Source organism: Sphingobium sp. MP9-4 (assembly GCF_005281675.1).
In the GTDB taxonomy this organism is placed as follows: domain Bacteria; phylum Pseudomonadota; class Alphaproteobacteria; order Sphingomonadales; family Sphingomonadaceae; genus Sphingobium; species Sphingobium yanoikuyae.
The window spans coordinates 52,250-69,597 of record NZ_LUFI01000031.1; the positions used below are offsets into that span (position 1 = coordinate 52,250).

The following is a 17,348-nucleotide window of genomic DNA, read 5'->3' on the forward strand; positions in this document are numbered from 1 at the left end:
AACGTCCTAGACGCCCAGATGGGTCCGCACCGCGCGACCATCCTGCCAATCCTCGACCAGCTGGAGGATCACCGGATCATCGGCAGGCACGTCGATCAGCAGGGTCACAAGCTGGTCGCCGCGCTGGCCATCCTTGCCGGTAAAGCCCTTGCCGCGCAGGCGCAGCGTCTTGCCCGATGTGGTGCCGGCCGGCACGCCCAGCATCACCGGGCCATCGACGGTCGGCACCTTCACCTTGCCGCCCTTCACGGCCTCGTTGATGGTGATCGGCAGGTCGAGCAGCACATTGTCGCCGTCGCGCTTGAAGAAGGGGTGCGACTTCACCTCGATGGTGACGATCGCGTCGCCCGCACCGCCCGCGCCCGCCTGCCCCTTGCCGGTCAGGCGCATCTGCGTGCCGGTTTCGACCCCGGCGGGCAGCTTCAGGTCGATCGTCTTGCCATCCTGCAGGGTGATGCGCTGCGGCGCCAGCGTCGCGGCGTCAACGAACTGCACCGCCAGCCGATAGGCGACATTGGCCCCCTTGGCGGGCGGCGCGCCGCGACCAAAGCCGCCAAAGCCGCCGCCTCCCCCGGCGCGACGGCCCGCACCGCCGAACAGGCCTTCGAAAATATCGCCGAAATCGGCACCGCCCTCGTTGAACTCGAACCCGCCGGGACGGCCACGCCCGCCGCCACCGCCGCCAAAGCCGAAGGGGGCTGTCGGATTGCCATCGGCATCGATCTCGCCCCGGTCGAAGCGGGCCCGCTTGTCCTTGTCCGACAACAGGTCATAGGCGTTGGTCACGGCCGAGAATTTCTCCGCCGCCTTCGGATTGTCCTGATTCTTGTCGGGGTGATATTGCTTGGCCAGCTTGCGATAGGCGGACTTGATCTCCGCTTCGCTCGCGCTGCGCGCCACACCCAGAGTGGAATAGGGATCCGCCATCTATCATCCTGTTATGCTGAAACCGGTATTTGCCGCATCACGGCCATATCGCCCCTATGTGGCCGAAGGCCGGGCATCGTTCAAGCTGCGGCGCATCCGTATCGACAGTGCGGTGCCGGGAATCTAAGGCAGGGGCATGACCGATCCCTTCGCCCTTTTCGACGAGTGGTATGCGCAGGCGCGCGAGACCGAACTCAATGACAGCAACGCGATGGCGCTCGCCACGGCCGATGCACAGGGCCGCCCTTCGGTCCGCATGGTGCTGCTCAAGGGCCATGGCCCCGACGGCTTCATCTTCTACACCAATTTCGAAGGGCGCAAGGCGGGCGACCTCCTCGCCAATCCGCATGCCGCCCTGCTGTTCCACTGGAAGTCGGTGCGCCGCCAGATCCGGATCGAGGGCAGCGTCGGCCCGGTCGACGACGCCACCGCCGACGCCTATTTCGCCACCCGCAGCCGCGACAGCCAGCTGGGCGCCTGGGCCTCCGACCAGTCCCGCCCGCTGCCCTCGCGCGCCGTCTTCATGGATCGCTATGAAGAGGTGCGCGCCCGGTTCGAAGGTGGCCCGGTGCCGCGCCCACCCCACTGGTCGGGCTTCCGCCTGACCCCGGAACGGATCGAGTTCTGGCAGGATCGCGAGCATCGCCTGCATGAACGGCGCGTCTTCTCCCGCCAGGAAAATGCCTGGAACGAGGGGCTTCTCTACCCCTGAGCGAGCACCATGCCATTGTCCTGCCGTAAAACAGGGCGCGGAATATGGTGGCTCATTCGTCTATCCCCGCACAGTCCAAGCCTGCCCGATTGCGGGCTGGCCGGGCGCCTGTTAGGTGTCACCACCCAGCAGAACAGAATGAATGCGCGGGCGGACCGCTCGCTGGCTAGAGGAATATAATGCGAAATCGACTGACGGCCTACATCCTGACAGGCATGGTCCTGGGCGTGATCGTGGGCTTCGTGGCCAATCTCTGGGTCGGCGGGGATGAAGCGCTGGCCAAGGATGTGGCGGGCTATTTTCACCTTCTGGCCGACATCTTCCTTCATCTGATCAAGATGATCATCGCGCCGCTGGTCTTTTCCACGCTGGTCGCGGGCATCGCCCATATGGGCGACAGCGCGGCACTGGGGCGGATCGGCGGGCGCGCGCTCGCCTGGTTCATCATTGCCAGCCTCATTTCGCTGACCTTGGGCCTGATCTTCGTCAATTTCTTCGAGCCGGGTGCCGGCCTCAACCTCGTCCGGTCGGGCGCGGATGCGGGCGTCAACACCGAAGCGCTCAATTTCCGCGACTTCATCCTGCACGTCTTCCCGACGTCGATGATCGGCGCGATGGCGGACAACCAGATCCTGCAGATCGTCGTCTTCTCGCTGTTCGTCGGCGTGGCGCTGACCGCCATCGGCGAAAAGGGCAAGCCGATCATCACCGTGATCGAGGCGCTGGTGGAGCTGATGCTGCAGGTCACCGGCTATGTCATGCGGGTCGCGCCGCTCGCCGTGTTCGGCGCCCTCGCCTCGTCGGTGACGGTGCAGGGCCTGGGCGTGCTCAAAACCTACGGCGCGCTGGTCGGCGAATTCTACATCGCCCTCATCTGCCTGTGGGTGCTGCTGTTCGGCGCGGGTGCGATTTTCCTGGGCAAGCGGATGTTCAAGCTGATCCGCTATGTCCGCGAACCGATCCTGATCGCCTTCTCGACCGCCTCGTCGGAAGCCGCCTATCCCAAGATGCTGGAACAGCTCGACCGGTTCGGCGTGCCGCGCCGCATCTACAGCTTCGTGCTGCCGCTGGGCTACAGCTTCAACCTCGACGGCTCGATGATGTATGCGACCTTCGCGACCATCTTCATCGCCCAGGCTTATGGCATCGACCTGCCGATTGCGACCCAGATCACGATCCTGCTCGTCCTGATGGTCACCAGCAAGGGCATCGCCGCCGTACCGCGCGCCTCGCTGGTCGTGGTCGCCGCCACGCTCGGCCAGTTCGACCTGCCGGTCGAGGGCGTCGCCTTCATCCTGGCGGTCGACCATTTCATGGACATGGGCCGCACCGCGACCAACGTGCTGGGCAATGCCATCGCCACCTCGGTCATCACCAAGTGGGAAGGCATGCTGGAAGTGGAGGAGCCGGTCGACGTGCCCCATCCCAAGGCGCCGGCCCATACCCCGTCCCATGGCCGGGCCGGGCTGGAACTGGCCTCCGACATGGTCGACGAAGACCGCAAGGGCTAAGCGTCCTCAGCCTTACCCAAAGAAAATGCCCCGCCGGCATGATGCTGGCGGGGCTTTTTCTTACCACAGGACGCCGCGCACCGGCGTGACGGGGTCTGGCGCCGGATCGCCGATCGACTGGAGCAGATCGATCTCGATCGTCCGGCACATGGCGGTCAACGGTACGTCATGCACGCTGTCGGCAAAGGGATCGGTCAGATCATCGCCGATCCGCAGCACCGCCATGAACATCAGGCCCGCCACCGTCGAACCGAGCGGCGTGGCGAAACCCAGCGTCTCGACCAGCCCGATCGGCAGCAGGATGCAGAAGAGATGGGTGAACACGACCGGCAGCAGTCGATATTGGAAGGGCAGCGGCGTGTTCTTCAGCCGCTCCATCCCGCCCTGGGCATTGGCGATGTCGACCAGCACCTTCTCCATCTGGGTCTGCTGGATCGTGTCGATCCAGCCTTCCCGTCGCGCCATGTCGATCCGCCGGCCCGTGCTGTCGAGCAGGCCATTGGCCGGATTGGCGCGCGCCAGCGCCTTGCCCTTGTCCTCCTCGCGCAGGAATTTGGTCACATCCTCGCCGATCGTCTGGCGCCGCAACTGGCAGCGCAGCGCATTCACATAGGCGATCTGGCGCTTGACGATCTCGCGCTTGAGGTCGCGGGCCTCCGGATCGGGCAGGAAATTGCGCGCCGAACGCGCTAGGCTACGCGAGGCGTTGATCATCGCCCCCCACAATGTGCGCCCTTCCCACCAGCGCTGGTAACTGCTGTTCGACCGGAAGCCCAGGAACAGGGCGAGGGCCGAACCGAAGATGGTGAGCGGCAGCGAAGGCGCCTTGAACGGCAACAGATAATAAGCGGCCGTGACCGCACAGTCCCACACGAACAGCGCGGTCAGCGGTTTCCACACTTCCGATGCGATCCGGCGCATGCTGGGGACGGCATCAACGATCATGCAAGACTCCTTCTGGTGAACCGGCCCAACGCCCGAGCATGCGCCTATGCTCCGTCGATGCCCTAACGAAACGAAATATTGCCGGCCGCGCAACCCGCTTCCGCATGGCTCGTTGGTCGGGAGGAAGAGGAGAGGCCATGAGTGATCCGGGCACAGAGGAACAGGCGAGCCGGCGCGCGGCCTTCTCGCTGCAGTGGCAGATGCTGGCCGGCTTCCTGATCGGCCTCACCGCCGGGCTGATCGCCTATGCCGTAACCCCCGGCGCACCCTGGATCGATGCGGTCACCCGCTATCTCACCGGCCCGATCGGCCAGGTCTTCCTGCGCCTGCTGTTCATGCTGGTGATCCCGCTGCTGGTTTCCGCGCTGATCGTCGGCATCGCCGAAATGGGCGAGATGCGCTCGCTGCGCCGAGTAGGCCTGCGCACCCTCCTCTATACGCTGATCGTGTCCGGTATCGCCGTCGTCATCAGCCTGGCGCTGGTCAACCTGCTGCAACCGGGCAGCGGTGTCGATCCGGCGCAGGCGCGCGCACTGCTGGCCGATGCAGGCCAGGGGGCCAAGGCGATCCTCGACCGCGGCGCCGACACGCCGACCGGCATGCAGGCGCTGATCGCGATCGTCCCCGACAATGTGATCGCGGCGATGGCCGACAATGACATATTGGCGGTGATGGTCTTCGCCCTCTTCTTCGGCATCGGGCTGATGCTGGTGCAGACGAAGGAAACGAAGCTGCTGCTCGACGCGATGGAGGGGCTGTTCGCGGTGACGATGCGCCTCATCTCGATCGTCATCCGCCTGGCGCCGATCGCCATCGCCTGCTTCATGTTCAACCTCGCCGCCCAGTTCGGCTGGGACTTGCTGCTGCGCTTGTCCGCCTATGTTGGGGTCGTGCTGCTCGCGCTCGCGATCCAGATGTTCGGCATCTATTCGCTGCTGATCGCCTTGCTGGCGCGCCGGTCGCCGCTGCGCTTCTTCGCCGCCGTGCAGGAAGCGAGCGTCATGGCCTTCGCCACCGCCTCCTCCAACGCCACCCTGCCAACCGCCATCCGCGTTGCGGAGGAGAAGCTGCACCTGCCGCGTCGCATCGCCCGCTTCGTCCTCACCATCGGCGCCACCGCCAACCAGAATGGCACGGCGATGTTCGAGGGGATCACCGTCCTGTTCCTCGCCCAATTCTTCCATGTCGACCTCAGCCTTGGCCAGCAGCTGATGGTGATGCTGGTCTGCATATTGGGCGGGGTCGGCACGGCAGGCGTGCCCGCCGGGTCGCTGCCGGTGGTGGCGATGATCCTGGCGATGGTCGGCATCCCGCCCGAGGGGATCGGACTGGTGCTGGGCGTCGACCGGCTGCTCGACATGTGCCGCACCGCGCTCAACGTCACCGGCGACCTGGTGGCCGCGACGGTGATATCGGCGCGCGAGGAAATCAGCGCTGCGCCTTCGCCGCCAGCGCCCACCAGATGAGCGTGTCGGCGAACCCGGCAAAGCCACGGTCCAGCGCCGCGCCGCCGTCACCGTGAGGCTCGGCATTTTCATCCAGCGTCTGCCCGATCTGGCCGACGCTCAGCCGCTCGGGCATTACCGCCATGCCCATGGCGGACAGCGTCACCGTCCAGTCGGCATGGCTGTTGACCCCGGCGAAGCGGCCCATCGAGTAACTGGCGATCGCGGCGGGGCGGCGGTCGAACTCCTTGAGATAATGGTCGACCAGATTCTTGAGCCCCGGCTGCATGCCGCGATTATATTCGCCCGCGACGAAGACGAAGGCATCGGCGGCGGACAGGCGTTCGGCAAGCTGCGCCATGGCGGCGGGCGCCTCGCCGGCGGGATAGTCGCTATAGCGCAGGTCGAGCATCGGCAGGCCCACGGCCTTGGCATCGACCAGTTCCGCCCTGTGGCCCAGTCCCTCAAAGCTGCGGATCAGATAATCCGCCAGCCGTATACCAAGCCGGCCGCGTCGATAGGAGCCGTAGAGGACGAGGATGTCGAGTGCCATGCGGAGCCTCCTGTCTGGATGTCGACAGACTTGTCGCATCCTGTCCCGATCGGGTCCAGCCGGCCTTGCAATCTTTCAATATCTCACGATACGAAATTGCATTTCACATGACGGAACGCCATCATCGCATCAATGACCGACATGGGAGGATGCGGATGAAGAGGATGGCGCTGCTGGCCTGCATGGGCCTGCTGATGGCCAATGGCGATGTCGAGCCGGGCAAGCCGATCAGCCCCCGCTTTGCCGGCGATCCCTCGCCGCACTGGTTCGACGATCGCTGGTATCTCTATGCCACCGACGACGCCTCCAATTCCGGCCGCTACTGGGACAGCACAAGCTGGCGCCTCTACAGCTCGGTCGACATGAAAAGCTGGCAGGATGACGGCGCCTTTCTCGACGTCACCACCTTCACATGGGCACGCCCCGATGCAAAGGCCTGGGCCCCCGAAGTCGCCCGGCGCAACGGGCACTATTATTTCTACGCGCCGATCGGTGGTGACCGGATCGGCGTTGCCGTGGCCGACCAGCCCCAGGGCCCCTATCGCGACGCGCGCGGCGACGCGTTGATCGACAAGGCGCGCGACGCCAATGCCGGTGCCGAACCGATCGACCCCGCCGTCTTCATCGACAGTGACGGACAGGCCTATCTCTATTTCGGCACCCGCGTGCCCAAGGTTGTGCGGCTGAAGCCCGACATGATCCATGTCGACGGCCCGATCATGGATGTCGTCGTCACCGGACTACCGGCCAGCGATCCGAAGAAGAAATATGGCGAGGCACCCTATCTCCACGCCCACAAGGGCCGCTATTATTTCAGCTTCTCGACCGGCTGGCCCGGCCAGATCATCTATGGCACCGCCGCCTCGCCGCTCGGCCCCTTCGCCTATGGCGGGGTGATCCTCGACTATCTGCCGATCTCGACCAATCATCAGGCGATCGTCGAGCGGGGCGGCAATAGCTGGCTCTTCTATCATGACAAGCTGTTGCCGGGTGGCGGCGATCACCGGCGCTCGATCACCATCGCACCGCTGACCTATGCCAAGGACGGGGCCATCCAGCCGGTCCAGCGCCACGTCCCGGAATGAGGAAAGGCCGGACGTTTCCGCCCGGCCTTCTCATCTCTCAGCGCAGCTTGGCGATCGACAACCCGTCCTGCTTGGCGCGGGTCTTGACCGATTCCTCGCTGCGGGTCAGCGCCTTGGCGATCGCCTTCAGCGCCATGCCCTTCTTGGCGAGCGTGTGCAGCTTCTGGACCTCATCCTGGGTCCAGGGCTGCTTGTGCCGCTCGAAGCGTTCGCCGGCCATGCCCCTTAATCCGCGAAGGGATCGCGGACGAGGATGGTGTCGTCGCGTTCCGGGCTGGTCGACACGAGCGTGACCGGGCAGCCGATCAGTTCCTCGATACGGCGGATATATTTGATCGCCTGTGCCGGAAGCTCCGCCCAGCTGCGCGCGCCCGCGGTGGTTTCGCTCCAGCCGGCAATGCTTTCGTAGATCGGCTCGGCCTTGGCCTGGTCCTGCGCATGGGCGGGCAGATAGTCGAAGCTCTGGTCGCCAATCTTATAGCCGACGCAGATCTTCAGTTCCTCAAAGCCATCGAGCACGTCCAGCTTGGTCAGCGCAATGCCGGTCACGCCCGAAACCGCGACCGACTGGCGCACCAGCACCGCATCGAACCAGCCGCAGCGGCGCTTGCGGCCGGTGACCGTGCCGAATTCATGGCCCCGCTCGCCCAGGCGCTGGCCGACGTCATTTTCCTGCTCGGTCGGGAACGGGCCGGAACCGACGCGGGTGGTATAGGCCTTGACGATGCCCAGCACGAAGCCAGCGCCATTGGGACCAAGACCGGTGCCGCTGGCAGCCGTGCCGGCCACCGTGTTGGACGAGGTGACGAAGGGATAGGTGCCATGGTCGATATCGAGCAGCGTGCCCTGCGCGCCTTCGAACAGGATGCGCTTGCCTTCCGACTTCGCCTTGTTGAGCGTCAGCCAGACCGGCTTGACGAAGGGCAGGATGAAGGCGGCGATCTCGGTCAGGTCGGCCATCAACTGGGCGCGGTCGATCGGCGCTTCACCGAAACCGGCGCGCAGCGCATCATGATGCGCGGTCAGCCGATCAATCTGCAGGTCGAGATCGTCGAGATGGGCAAGGTCGCAGACGCGAATGGCGCGGCGGCCGACCTTGTCCTCATAGGCCGGGCCGATGCCGCGACGGGTGGTGCCGATCTTGCCGGCGCCCGATGCGTCTTCGCGCAGGCCATCGAGGTCGCGGTGGAAGGGCAGGATCAACGGGCAGGTCTCGGCGATCTGCAGATTTGCCGGGGTGATCTCGACGCCCTGGCCCTTGAGCTTCGCGACCTCGTCACGGAAGTGCCAGGGGTCCAGCACCACGCCATTGCCGATCACCGACAGCGTGCCGCGCACGATGCCCGACGGCAGCAGCGAGAGCTTGTAGACCTTTTCGCCGACGACCAGCGTGTGGCCGGCATTATGGCCGCCCTGGAAACGGGCGACGACATCGGCGCGCTCCGACAGCCAGTCGACGATCTTGCCCTTGCCTTCGTCACCCCATTGGGCGCCGATCACGGTAACATTTGCCATGGATACACTCCTCCGCCCGCCGCGCGGACCGGCCATGCCCTTCGACGGGACTCGGCATGCCGGTGGAATAGGATGGGCGGGGTACGCCCTGTGCGGGGCGCGCGTTAGCCGGGCAGGGCCGATGCGTCAAGGTTGGAGGCACATTACACTTTGATACCAGGCGCCGGCTTTACGGCAGGATGCGCCCTCGCGATCATGGCGACACAGGGGCAGCGAAGGACGATCCATATGCGCAGACGGCTGATTCCCATCCTGATTCTCTCCCTGCTCGCGGGCGCGCCGCTGGCCGCCCAGGCCCAGACGGCTACTGCGCCGCAGGCCATGGCCTATGGCCATGATCCATTGCAGGCGATCGATTTCTGGCCGGGCAAGGGCACCAAGGCACCGCTGGTCATCTTCGTCCATGGCGGCGGCTGGAAGCGCGGCAGCAAGGACAATGCCACCGGCGCGGCCAAGGCGCCCCATTATACCGGCCTTGGCTATGCCTTCGCCTCGATCAATTACCGGCTGGTGCCCGATGCGACGGTCGAGAGCCAAGCGCAGGACGTCACCGATGCGGTCGCCCATCTGCGCAGCCGGGCGGCGACGCTGGGCATCGACCCCAACCGCATCATCCTGATGGGCCACAGCGCCGGCGCGCATCTGGTCGCGCTGGTCGGCACCGACATGCGCTATTTCGCCAAGGCCGGGCTGAAGCCCGATGCCGTGCGCGGTATCATCGCGCTGGATGGCGCCGCCTATGATGTACCAACCCAGATGGCGCAGGGCGGCCGATTCATGGCAAAAACCTATGAACAGGCGTTCGGCACCGATCCGGCGCGGCAGAAGGCGCTATCGCCGACCTTGCAGGCGGCAAAGCCCAATGCCCCCGATTTCCTGCTGCTCCATGTCGATCGGGTCGACGGCACCGCCCAGTCCAATGCGCTCGCCGCAGCGCTGCGCAAGGCGGGAACCCCGGTAGAGATCCATGCACTGCCTGGACGCGGGCTGCGCGGCCATATGCAGATCAACCGAGAAATGGGCGATGCCGACTATGCCGGCACCGGCATCGTGGACGCCTGGCTGCGTCGCCTGTTCGGTCAGTAGGCGCGGGGCTCGCTGCCATCCAGCCAGTGCGAACAGCGCTGGGCCGCGCCATCTTCGCCGTCAGCCAGGGCCGCAACCGTGTGCCAGCCCTCGGCCCGCAGCGCGGCCGCGCGCACGGCATCATGGCCGACCGGCAGGAACAGGCGCCGGGGCCGTTCGTCGCCAAAGCCCGCGTCGATCAGCGGATCGGGATAGAGCGAAAAGCCCATGGCGGGCTCGTCCGTTTCGCCGGCACGGGCAATGGCATAGCTGCCTCCACGGCCGATCTCGCCGATGAAACCCTCGGCAAAGATGGAGAAGCCGAACCAGTTCTGGAACTCGAAACCGTGCCGTTCGGTCGGGTCGAGGGTCAGGGTGATGTCCCAGCCGATCGGCTTGGCGATCGCGCGCAGGCCCGCGATGCGGCTGTCGATCGCGCCGCCCAGGCTGGCGCTGAACGCCTCCAGCCGTTCCATCGCGGCGTGGAAGGGGCCGGTCGCCTCAATGAGCGGCAGATAGGCGGCGGCGGCCGGGCTGATCGCCACCAGCGCGCCGGCATCCTTGGCGTCCAGTTCGGCGCGCACGGCTTCCAATTCTTCGGCGCCCAGCGGCAACGGGCCAGCGGCCAGCGCGTCGATCAGGTCAGGCAAGGTGAAATCGATGGTGATGCCGGTGACGCCGGCAGCGGTCAGCGCCTCGATCGCGATATTGACGATCTCGACCGCGGCGGCGGCGCTGTCGCTGCCGATCAGCTCGGCGCCCAGCTGCATCTTCTCGCGCTCCGGACGCAACTGGCTCGCCTTCTGGCGGATCACCGGCCCGGCATAGGACAGGCGCAAAGGCCGCGGCGCGCTGCGCAGGCGGGTGGCCGCGATGCGACCGACCTGCGCGGTCATGTCGGGGCGGAAGGCCAGGGTACGCTGGGACACCGGGTCGACGGCGCGGACCAGATCCTGCGCGCGCATCGACTTGAGGCGCTGGGTCAGCGTATCCTCGAACTCCGCCAGCGGCGGCATGACCCGTTCATAACCATGGGTCGCGACCGTATCGAGCACGCGGCGCGCCAGGCGCGCGGAGGCTTCGGCCTGCGGTGGCAGGCGATCGGATAGCCCCTCCGGGAGCAAGCTTGGCGGGATCATGGTCATGAGACAGGCCCTTTAGCGGAATTTTGGGGTTAGGCCATCCCCTACCCCCGTTCGGTTCGAGCTTGTCGAGAACTGTTCTCGACGAAGCTTCTCGACAAGCTCGAAGCCTGTCCTGAGCGCCTGCCTTGCAGGCAGTCGAAGGGCTGCTCGAACCGAACGGCAGATATTTAGGTCAGCTTAGGCGAAGCGCAGCAACTTCACCTGCTTCACGCCGGCGAGGTTACAGATCGCCCAGCGCAGCGGTTCGGTGACGGTGCCGTCGACCGACAGCAGCAGCACGGCTTCACCGCCCTGGTTGCGACGGCCCAGGTGGAAGGTGCCGATATTGACGTCCGACTCGCCCAGCTTCGAGCCCAGGCGACCGATGAAGCCCGGCGCGTCCTGGTTGACGATGTAGAGCATGTGGCCGTCGAGATCGGCTTCGACCTTGATGCCGAACAGTTCGACCAGGCGCGGCTGGGCATGGCCGAACAGCGTGCCGGCCACCGACTTGTCGCCCGCTTCGGTCGAAACGGTGACGCGCACCAGCGTCTGATAGTCGCCCTCGCGGTCATGGCGCACTTCACGCACGTCCAGACCACGCTCCTTCGCCAGGAAGGGCGCGTTGACCATGTTCACCGTGTCCGAATAGACACGCATCAGGCCGGCCAGCACCGCCGCCGTGATCGGCTTCTGGTTCAGCTCGGCGGCATGGCCCTCGACCTCGACCGCGACGCCGGTGATGGCATCGCCTTCCAGCTGGCCGATCAGGCTGCCCAGCTTTTCCGCCAGCGCCATATAGGGCTTGAGCTTGGGCGCTTCCTCGGCCGACAGGCTCGGCACGTTCAGCGCATTGGTGATGCCACCGTCGAGCAGATAGTCGCTGAGCTGTTCGGCCACCTGCAGCGCGACATTGACCTGCGCTTCGTCAGTCGATGCGCCCAGATGCGGGGTGCAGATGAAGTTGGGCGTGCCGAACAGCGGCGATTCCTTGGCCGGTTCGGTCTGGAACACGTCGAGCGCGGCGCCGGCGACATGGCCCGAATCCAGCGCCTCCTTCAGCGCCGCTTCGTCGATCAGGCCGCCACGGGCACAGTTGACGATGCGCACGCCCTTCTTGGTCTTGGCCAGATTTTCCTTCGACAGGATGTTGCGGGTCTGGTCGGTCAGCGGCGTGTGCAGCGTGATGAAGTCGGCCTTCGCCAGCAGCGTGTCGAGATCGGCCTTTTCCACGCCCATTTCCACGGCGCGCTCGGGCGTCAGGAACGGATCGAAGGCAACGACCTTCATCTTGAGGCCGAGCGCGCGGCTGGCGACGATCGAGCCGATATTGCCGGCGCCGATCAGGCCCAGCGTCTTGCCGGTCACTTCCACGCCCATGAAGCCGTTCTTGGGCCACAGGCCCTGCTGCGTCTGGGCATTGGCTTCGGGGATCTGGCGGGCCAGCGCGAACATCAGCGCGATGGCATGTTCGGCGGTGGTGATCGAGTTGCCGAACGGCGTGTTCATCACGATCACGCCCTGGGCCGATGCGGCCGGGATATCGACATTGTCGACGCCGATACCGGCGCGGCCGATGACCTTGAGGTTGGTCGCCGCGTCGAGAATCGCCTTGGTGACCTTGGTCGAGCTGCGGATCGCGAGGCCATCATAGGCGCCGATCATCGCGGCCAGTTCTTCGGGCGTCTGGCCGGTGATGACGTCAACCTCGACACCACGCTCGCGGAAGATCGCGGCGGCGCGGGGGTCCATCTTGTCGGAAATGAGAACCTTGGGCATGGCGAATTGCCTTTCTTGCAATTCGTCATCCTGACGAAGGTCAGGATCTCAGGCGGCGAACTCGTACCTAGAGGCCTGAGATCCCAGCTTTCGCTGGGATGACGGGAATATAAAGGGAGAGGTTAGTTAAGCAGCCTTCACGGTCGCATAGGCCCAGTCGAGCCAGGGACCGAGCGCCTCGATATCGGCGGTCTCGACCGTGGCACCGCACCAGATGCGCAAGCCCGCCGGGGCGTCGCGATAGCCCGCCACGTCATAGGCGGCGCCTTCCTTTTCGAGCAGGCCAGCGAAGGCCTTGATGAAGGCTTCGTCGGCGCCCTCGACGGTCAGGCAAACGCTGGTGGTCGAGCGCGAGGCTTCGTCGACGGCGAGATGGCCGAGCCAGTCGCGTTCGGCGACGATCTTGCCCAGCGCCGCCGCATTGGCGTTGCTGCGCGCGATCAGGCCCTGGAGGCCGCCCAGCGACTTGCCCCATTCGAGCGCGAAGATCGCGTCCTCGACAGCCAGCATCGACGGGGTGTTGATGGTTTCGCCCTTGAACACGCCTTCGGCGAGCTTGCCCTTCGCCATCAGGCGGAACACCTTGGGCAGCGGCCAAGCGGGCGTGTGGTTTTCCAGGCGCTCGACGGCGCGGGGGCCCAGGATCAGCACGCCATGGCCGCCCTCGCCGCCCAGCACCTTCTGCCAGGAGAAGGTGGCGACGTCGATCTTGGTCCAGTCGATCTCATAGGCGAAGACCGCGCTGGTGGCGTCGGCGAAGGTCAGGCCTTCACGATCGGCCGGGATCCAGTCGGCGTTCGGCACGCGCACGCCCGATGTGGTGCCGTTCCAGGTGAAGAGCACATCGTTCGAGAAGTCGACGGTGGAAAGGTCGGGCAACTGGCCATAGTCGGCGCGGATCACGGTGGGATCGAGCTTCAGCTGCTTGGCGGCGTCCGTCACCCAGCCTTCGCCGAAGCTTTCCCAGGCCAGCGTCGTCACCGGGCGGGCGCCCAGCATCGTCCACATCGCCATTTCGAAGGCGCCGGTGTCGCTACCCGGCACGATGCCGATGCGGTGGGTGCCGGGCAGGTTCAGCAGCTCGCGCATCAGGTCGATGCTGTAGGCGAGGCGGGTCTTGCCGATCTTGGCGCGGTGCGAACGGCCGAGCGACTCGGTAGCCAACTTGGCGGCATCCCAGCCCGGAGGCTTGGCGCAGGGACCGGAAGAGAAAAAGGGGCGAGCCGGACGGGTTGCGGGCTTTGCGGCAGGCGCAATGGTGGCGTCAACGGCAGTCAGATCAGTCATGTAATGCGTCTCCTTACAGAGAGCACGCGCGGCGTTGGGACCGCGTGGCCCGTCGGCCGCCCTAAAGATTTCGGAAAAAAAGTCAAGCCGCAGCAAAATGCGACGAAATGACAGCGCCGTTAACCCATCAGCTCGGAAAGCCGTGGTAAATGCGGGATTGATGGTAGAGCGGGCGACGAAAAATTCGGTATGGCGCAGCGCGGCCCTGGCCGCGACGATGGCGAGCATGCTGGCCGCCTGCAGCGGCGACCTGGTGCCCAAAGGTCGAGTCGCGCGTGCATCCAAGCCGGTGAAGAGCGCGCGCCCGGCCACCCCGCCCGCGCCGCCGCCACTCGAAACCCGGCAATGTTTCGCCAAGCTGCAATCCCAGTCGGTCGCCTTCACCCCCCTGCCCGACCAGAATTTCGGCGGCGGATGCAGCGCGATCGGTAGCGTCAAGTTGCTCGACATCGGTGTGCCGACCTCAGGCCTGGGCGCCATGACCTGCAACCTAGCCGCCAATTTCGCGGCCTGGTCGCGCTATGCCGTGCAGCCCGCCGCCCGGCTGATCCTGGGCGCGGAGATCGAGAAGATCGAGACATTCGGCACCTATAATTGCCGGCCGATCGCGGGCAGCGGCAAGCTTAGTGAACATGCCCACAGCAATGCGATCGACGTATCCGCCTTCGTCCTGAGCGACGGGCGGCGGATCAGCGTCGAGAAGGACTGGAATGGTGACAAGCGCACCCGCCAGTTTCTGGAAGTGGTCCATGCCAGCGCCTGCAAGCGGTTCAACACGGTGCTGTCGCCCGACTATAACGCCGCCCATCATGACCATTTCCATTTCGACATGGGTGGCCGCGGCGGCTTTTGCCGCTAAGCCGAAATAGCCAACTTGGCGGATTTTCCCGCTAACGGTCTTGGCATTGTCACCTGCCGCGCCTAGCTTGTTGGGAATGACCAAGAAAGAAATTGAAGAACGCAAATTCCGCCCCGCACGCCAGGAAGCGGACGACGCCAGGAAGGCGATCGAAACCCCCCAGACCAGCAGCGCCGCCTACAAGCTCGCCTTCCAGGACAATGAGTTCCTGCTGCGCGAGGATCTGCGCCCGGTGCGCTTCCAGCTCGAATTGCTCAAACCCCAGCTGCTGATGGACGAGGCGCGGATCGAATCCACCTTCGTCTTTTACGGCTCCGCCCGAATTCCCGAACCCGATCAGGTCCAGGCGCGCATCGACGCGGCCACCACGCCCGAACAGAAGAAGATTGCCGAAAATCTGGGCAAGAAGGCCCGCTATTATGAGGAAGCGCGCAAGCTGGCGCGGATCGCGGCGCAATATCCGGTGAACGCCGCCGGTTGCCGTCATTTCGTCGTCTGCTCGGGCGGCGGTCCCTCGATCATGGAAGCGGCCAATCGCGGCGCAGTCGATGTCGGCCAGACCACGATCGGCATGAACATCGTCCTGCCGCATGAACAGGCGCCCAACCTGTTCGTCACGCCGGAGCTGAGCTTCCAGTTTCACTATTTCGCGCTGCGCAAGATGCATTTCCTGCTGCGCGCCCGCGCGCTCGCGGTCTTCCCCGGCGGCTTCGGCACGTTCGACGAGATGTTCGAGCTGCTGACCCTGATCCAGACCGGCAAGATGAAGCCGATCCCGATCCTGCTGTTCGGCAAGGATTTCTGGAACAAGGTCGTCGATTTCGAGGCGCTGGCCGATGAGGGCGTGATTTCGCACAATGACCTCAACCTGCTGACCTGGGTCGAGACGGCCGAGGATGCCTGGGCCGCGGTGCAGGACTTCTATCACGACAGCGAAGCGCCCGGCTGCGGCTGATGCGTCCGATCCATGGGGCCTTTGCGCCCTTGCCCTAATCCCCGGCGGGGATTAGGGCCCGGCCATGCGCGCGGACCTGGCCCATGTCGACACCTGGATCTTCGATCTGGACAATACGCTCTATCCGGCGAAGGCGAACCTGTTCGCGCTGATCGACGTGAAGATGGGCGAATATATCCAGGGCCTGCTGGGCTGCGACCCGGCCGAGGCGCGGATCGTCCAGAAACGCTATTTTCTGGAACATGGCACAACCCTGTCGGGACTGATGCACCATCATGGCATCGAGCCGCGCGAATTTCTCGACTATGTCCATGACATATCGATGGAGCGGCTGGCGGTCGATGCCGATCTCAACGCCCATATCGCCGCCCTGCCCGGCCGCCGCCTGATCTTCACCAATGGCGACGCCACCTATGCGGGCCGCGTGCTCGACCGACTGGGCCTCGCCGGCGCGTTCGAGCTGATCCACGACATCCATGCCTGCCGCTATGTGCCCAAGCCCGATCCGTCAGGCTATGCCGAGCTGTGCAGCGTCCACGCCGTCGACCCGACCCGCGCTGCCTTCTTCGAGGACATGGCCCGTAATCTGAAGCCCGCCAAGGCGATCGGCATGACCACCATCTGGGTCAATAACGGGTCGGAAGCGGGCAATCACGACCATCATCCCGATTTCATCGATTATGAAACCGACCATCTGACGCCGTTCCTGGCGGATATTTTTGGGGAAAGACCATGAGCCAAGACCTGATCGCGATCATCGACGCCGCCTGGGAGGACCGGGCCAACATCAACCTGTCGACCCAGGGCGACGTCCGGCAGGCAGTCGACAAGGCGCTGGCCCTGCTCGACAAGGGCGAACTGCGCGTCGCCGAGCCGACCGAAGCCGGCTGGCAGGTCAACCAGTGGGCGAAGAAGGCCGTGCTGCTCTCCTTCCGCCTCAACGACAATGTCATGATCGACAATGGTCCGGGCGCCGGCCACTGGTGGGACAAGGTGCCCAGCAAGTTCGCCGGCTGGGACGAGGCCGCCTTCCGCGCCGCCGGTTTCCGCGCCGTGCCGGGCAGCTTCGCCCGCGCCGGATCGCACATCGCCAAGAATGTCATCCTGATGCCCAGCTTCGTCAACATCGGCGCCTTCGTCGATGAAGGCACGATGGTCGACACCTGGGTGACGGTCGGCAGCTGCGCCCAGATCGGCAAGAATGTCCATCTATCGGGCGGCGTGGGCATTGGCGGCGTGCTGGAACCGCTGCAGGCCGACCCGGTCATCATCGAGGATGACTGCTTCATCGGCGCCCGTTCGGAAGTGGTCGAGGGCGTGCGCATCGGCAAGGGGTCTGTGCTGTCGATGGGCGTGTTCATCGGCATGTCGACCAAGATCGTCGATCGCGCCACCGGCGAAGTCTTCATCGGCGAAGTGCCGCCCTACTCGGTCGTCGTCCCCGGCTCGCTGCCCGGCAAGCCGCTGCCCGACGGCACGCCCGGCCCCAGCCTCTATTGCGCCGTGATCGTCAAGCGCGTCGACGCGCAGACCCGGTCGAAGACCGGCATCAACGAACTGCTGCGCGACTAATCGAGCGAGGGGGC

17 protein-coding genes are annotated in these 17,348 nt (G+C 65.3%); 9 read left to right on the top strand and 8 right to left on the bottom strand.

Annotated features, from left to right (window positions below):
* Positions 1 to 6 precede the first annotated feature (6 nt).
* The gene (locus A0U87_RS10235) at positions 7 to 927 is read right to left on the bottom strand and encodes a DnaJ C-terminal domain-containing protein (RefSeq protein WP_048936187.1); all 921 of its coding nucleotides are present in this window, start codon (positions 925 to 927) and stop codon (positions 7 to 9) included.
* A gap of 136 nt (positions 928 to 1,063) precedes the next feature.
* On the opposite strand from A0U87_RS10235, the gene pdxH reads away from it, so the two are divergent.
* Positions 1,064 to 1,639 carry a pyridoxamine 5'-phosphate oxidase gene (pdxH, locus tag A0U87_RS10240; protein WP_004209754.1) on the top strand — a complete coding sequence of 192 codons (576 nt, stop codon included), beginning with the start codon at positions 1,064 to 1,066 and terminating at the stop codon, positions 1,637 to 1,639.
* A 179-nt stretch (positions 1,640 to 1,818) separates the two neighbouring features.
* Positions 1,819 to 3,150: a dicarboxylate/amino acid:cation symporter gene (locus A0U87_RS10245; protein ID WP_004209753.1), complete on the top strand. Its 1,332-nt coding sequence runs from the start codon at positions 1,819 to 1,821 to the stop codon at positions 3,148 to 3,150.
* A gap of 60 nt (positions 3,151 to 3,210) precedes the next feature.
* Here the strand turns inward: A0U87_RS10245 and A0U87_RS10250 are convergent, their stop codons facing one another.
* Positions 3,211 to 4,095 carry a bestrophin family ion channel gene (locus A0U87_RS10250; protein WP_010335581.1) on the bottom strand — a complete coding sequence of 295 codons (885 nt, stop codon included), beginning with the start codon at positions 4,093 to 4,095 and terminating at the stop codon, positions 3,211 to 3,213.
* Positions 4,096 to 4,232: 137 nt separating this feature from the next.
* Here A0U87_RS10250 and A0U87_RS10255 point away from each other — a divergent pair, with 137 nt between their 5' ends.
* Complete coding sequence (locus A0U87_RS10255; protein ID WP_048936186.1) at positions 4,233 to 5,561, top strand: dicarboxylate/amino acid:cation symporter; 1,329 nt, start codon at positions 4,233 to 4,235, stop codon at positions 5,559 to 5,561.
* Here A0U87_RS10255 and A0U87_RS10260 read toward each other — a convergent pair.
* Positions 5,524 to 6,093 (bottom strand): NADPH-dependent FMN reductase, encoded by a 570-nt coding sequence (locus A0U87_RS10260; protein WP_048936185.1) that lies wholly within the window; start codon positions 6,091 to 6,093, stop codon positions 5,524 to 5,526. The two genes, A0U87_RS10255 and A0U87_RS10260, sit on opposite strands and share 38 nt — an antisense overlap.
* Before the next feature lie 155 nt (positions 6,094 to 6,248).
* Here A0U87_RS10260 and A0U87_RS10265 point away from each other — a divergent pair, with 155 nt between their 5' ends.
* Positions 6,249 to 7,178 (top strand): family 43 glycosylhydrolase, encoded by a 930-nt coding sequence (locus A0U87_RS10265; RefSeq protein ID WP_048936435.1) that lies wholly within the window; start codon positions 6,249 to 6,251, stop codon positions 7,176 to 7,178.
* 37 nt (positions 7,179 to 7,215) lie between these two features.
* On the opposite strand, the gene A0U87_RS10270 is transcribed toward A0U87_RS10265, so the two are convergent.
* A complete protein-coding gene (locus A0U87_RS10270) occupies positions 7,216 to 7,398 on the bottom strand; it encodes a hypothetical protein (RefSeq protein ID WP_004209747.1) in 183 nt (60 codons plus the stop codon).
* Positions 7,399 to 7,403: 5 nt separating this feature from the next.
* Positions 7,404 to 8,693 carry an adenylosuccinate synthase gene (locus A0U87_RS10275; RefSeq protein WP_048936184.1) on the bottom strand — a complete coding sequence of 430 codons (1,290 nt, stop codon included), beginning with the start codon at positions 8,691 to 8,693 and terminating at the stop codon, positions 7,404 to 7,406.
* Positions 8,694 to 8,921: 228 nt separating this feature from the next.
* On the opposite strand from A0U87_RS10275, the gene A0U87_RS10280 reads away from it, so the two are divergent.
* Positions 8,922 to 9,779, top strand: coding sequence for an alpha/beta hydrolase (locus A0U87_RS10280; RefSeq protein WP_048936183.1), 858 nt, complete (start codon positions 8,922 to 8,924; stop codon positions 9,777 to 9,779).
* Here the strand turns inward: A0U87_RS10280 and A0U87_RS10285 are convergent.
* The 3 genes from A0U87_RS10285 to A0U87_RS10295 all read right to left on the bottom strand — a co-directional run bounded on the left by A0U87_RS10285 (position 9,773) and on the right by A0U87_RS10295 (position 13,948).
* On the bottom strand, positions 9,773 to 10,903 hold the full coding sequence (locus tag A0U87_RS10285) for an ATP phosphoribosyltransferase regulatory subunit (protein WP_048936182.1): 1,131 nt from the start codon (positions 10,901 to 10,903) through the stop codon (positions 9,773 to 9,775). The genes A0U87_RS10280 and A0U87_RS10285 overlap by 7 nt on opposite strands.
* A gap of 177 nt (positions 10,904 to 11,080) precedes the next feature.
* The gene (serA, locus tag A0U87_RS10290; protein ID WP_026109465.1) at positions 11,081 to 12,661 is read right to left on the bottom strand and encodes a phosphoglycerate dehydrogenase; all 1,581 of its coding nucleotides are present in this window, start codon (positions 12,659 to 12,661) and stop codon (positions 11,081 to 11,083) included.
* Between the two features lie 126 nt (positions 12,662 to 12,787).
* Positions 12,788 to 13,948, bottom strand: coding sequence for a phosphoserine transaminase (locus tag A0U87_RS10295; RefSeq protein WP_048936181.1), 1,161 nt, complete (start codon positions 13,946 to 13,948; stop codon positions 12,788 to 12,790).
* 160 nt (positions 13,949 to 14,108) lie between these two features.
* On the opposite strand from A0U87_RS10295, the gene A0U87_RS10300 reads away from it, so the two are divergent.
* The 4 genes from A0U87_RS10300 to dapD all read left to right on the top strand — a co-directional run bounded on the left by A0U87_RS10300 (position 14,109) and on the right by dapD (position 17,334).
* Positions 14,109 to 14,807, top strand: a complete 699-nt coding sequence (locus A0U87_RS10300) for an extensin family protein (protein WP_048936180.1) — start codon at positions 14,109 to 14,111, stop codon at positions 14,805 to 14,807.
* Between the two features lie 76 nt (positions 14,808 to 14,883).
* Positions 14,884 to 15,762, top strand: a complete 879-nt coding sequence (locus tag A0U87_RS10305; RefSeq protein WP_004209740.1) for a TIGR00730 family Rossman fold protein — start codon at positions 14,884 to 14,886, stop codon at positions 15,760 to 15,762.
* A gap of 64 nt (positions 15,763 to 15,826) precedes the next feature.
* The gene (locus A0U87_RS10310) at positions 15,827 to 16,498 is read left to right on the top strand and encodes a pyrimidine 5'-nucleotidase (protein ID WP_048936179.1); all 672 of its coding nucleotides are present in this window, start codon (positions 15,827 to 15,829) and stop codon (positions 16,496 to 16,498) included.
* Positions 16,495 to 17,334 (top strand): 2,3,4,5-tetrahydropyridine-2,6-dicarboxylate N-succinyltransferase, encoded by an 840-nt coding sequence (gene dapD / locus A0U87_RS10315; protein WP_048936178.1) that lies wholly within the window; start codon positions 16,495 to 16,497, stop codon positions 17,332 to 17,334. Before A0U87_RS10310 ends, dapD begins: the two co-directional genes overlap by 4 nt.
* Positions 17,335 to 17,348: the final 14 nt, after the last annotated feature.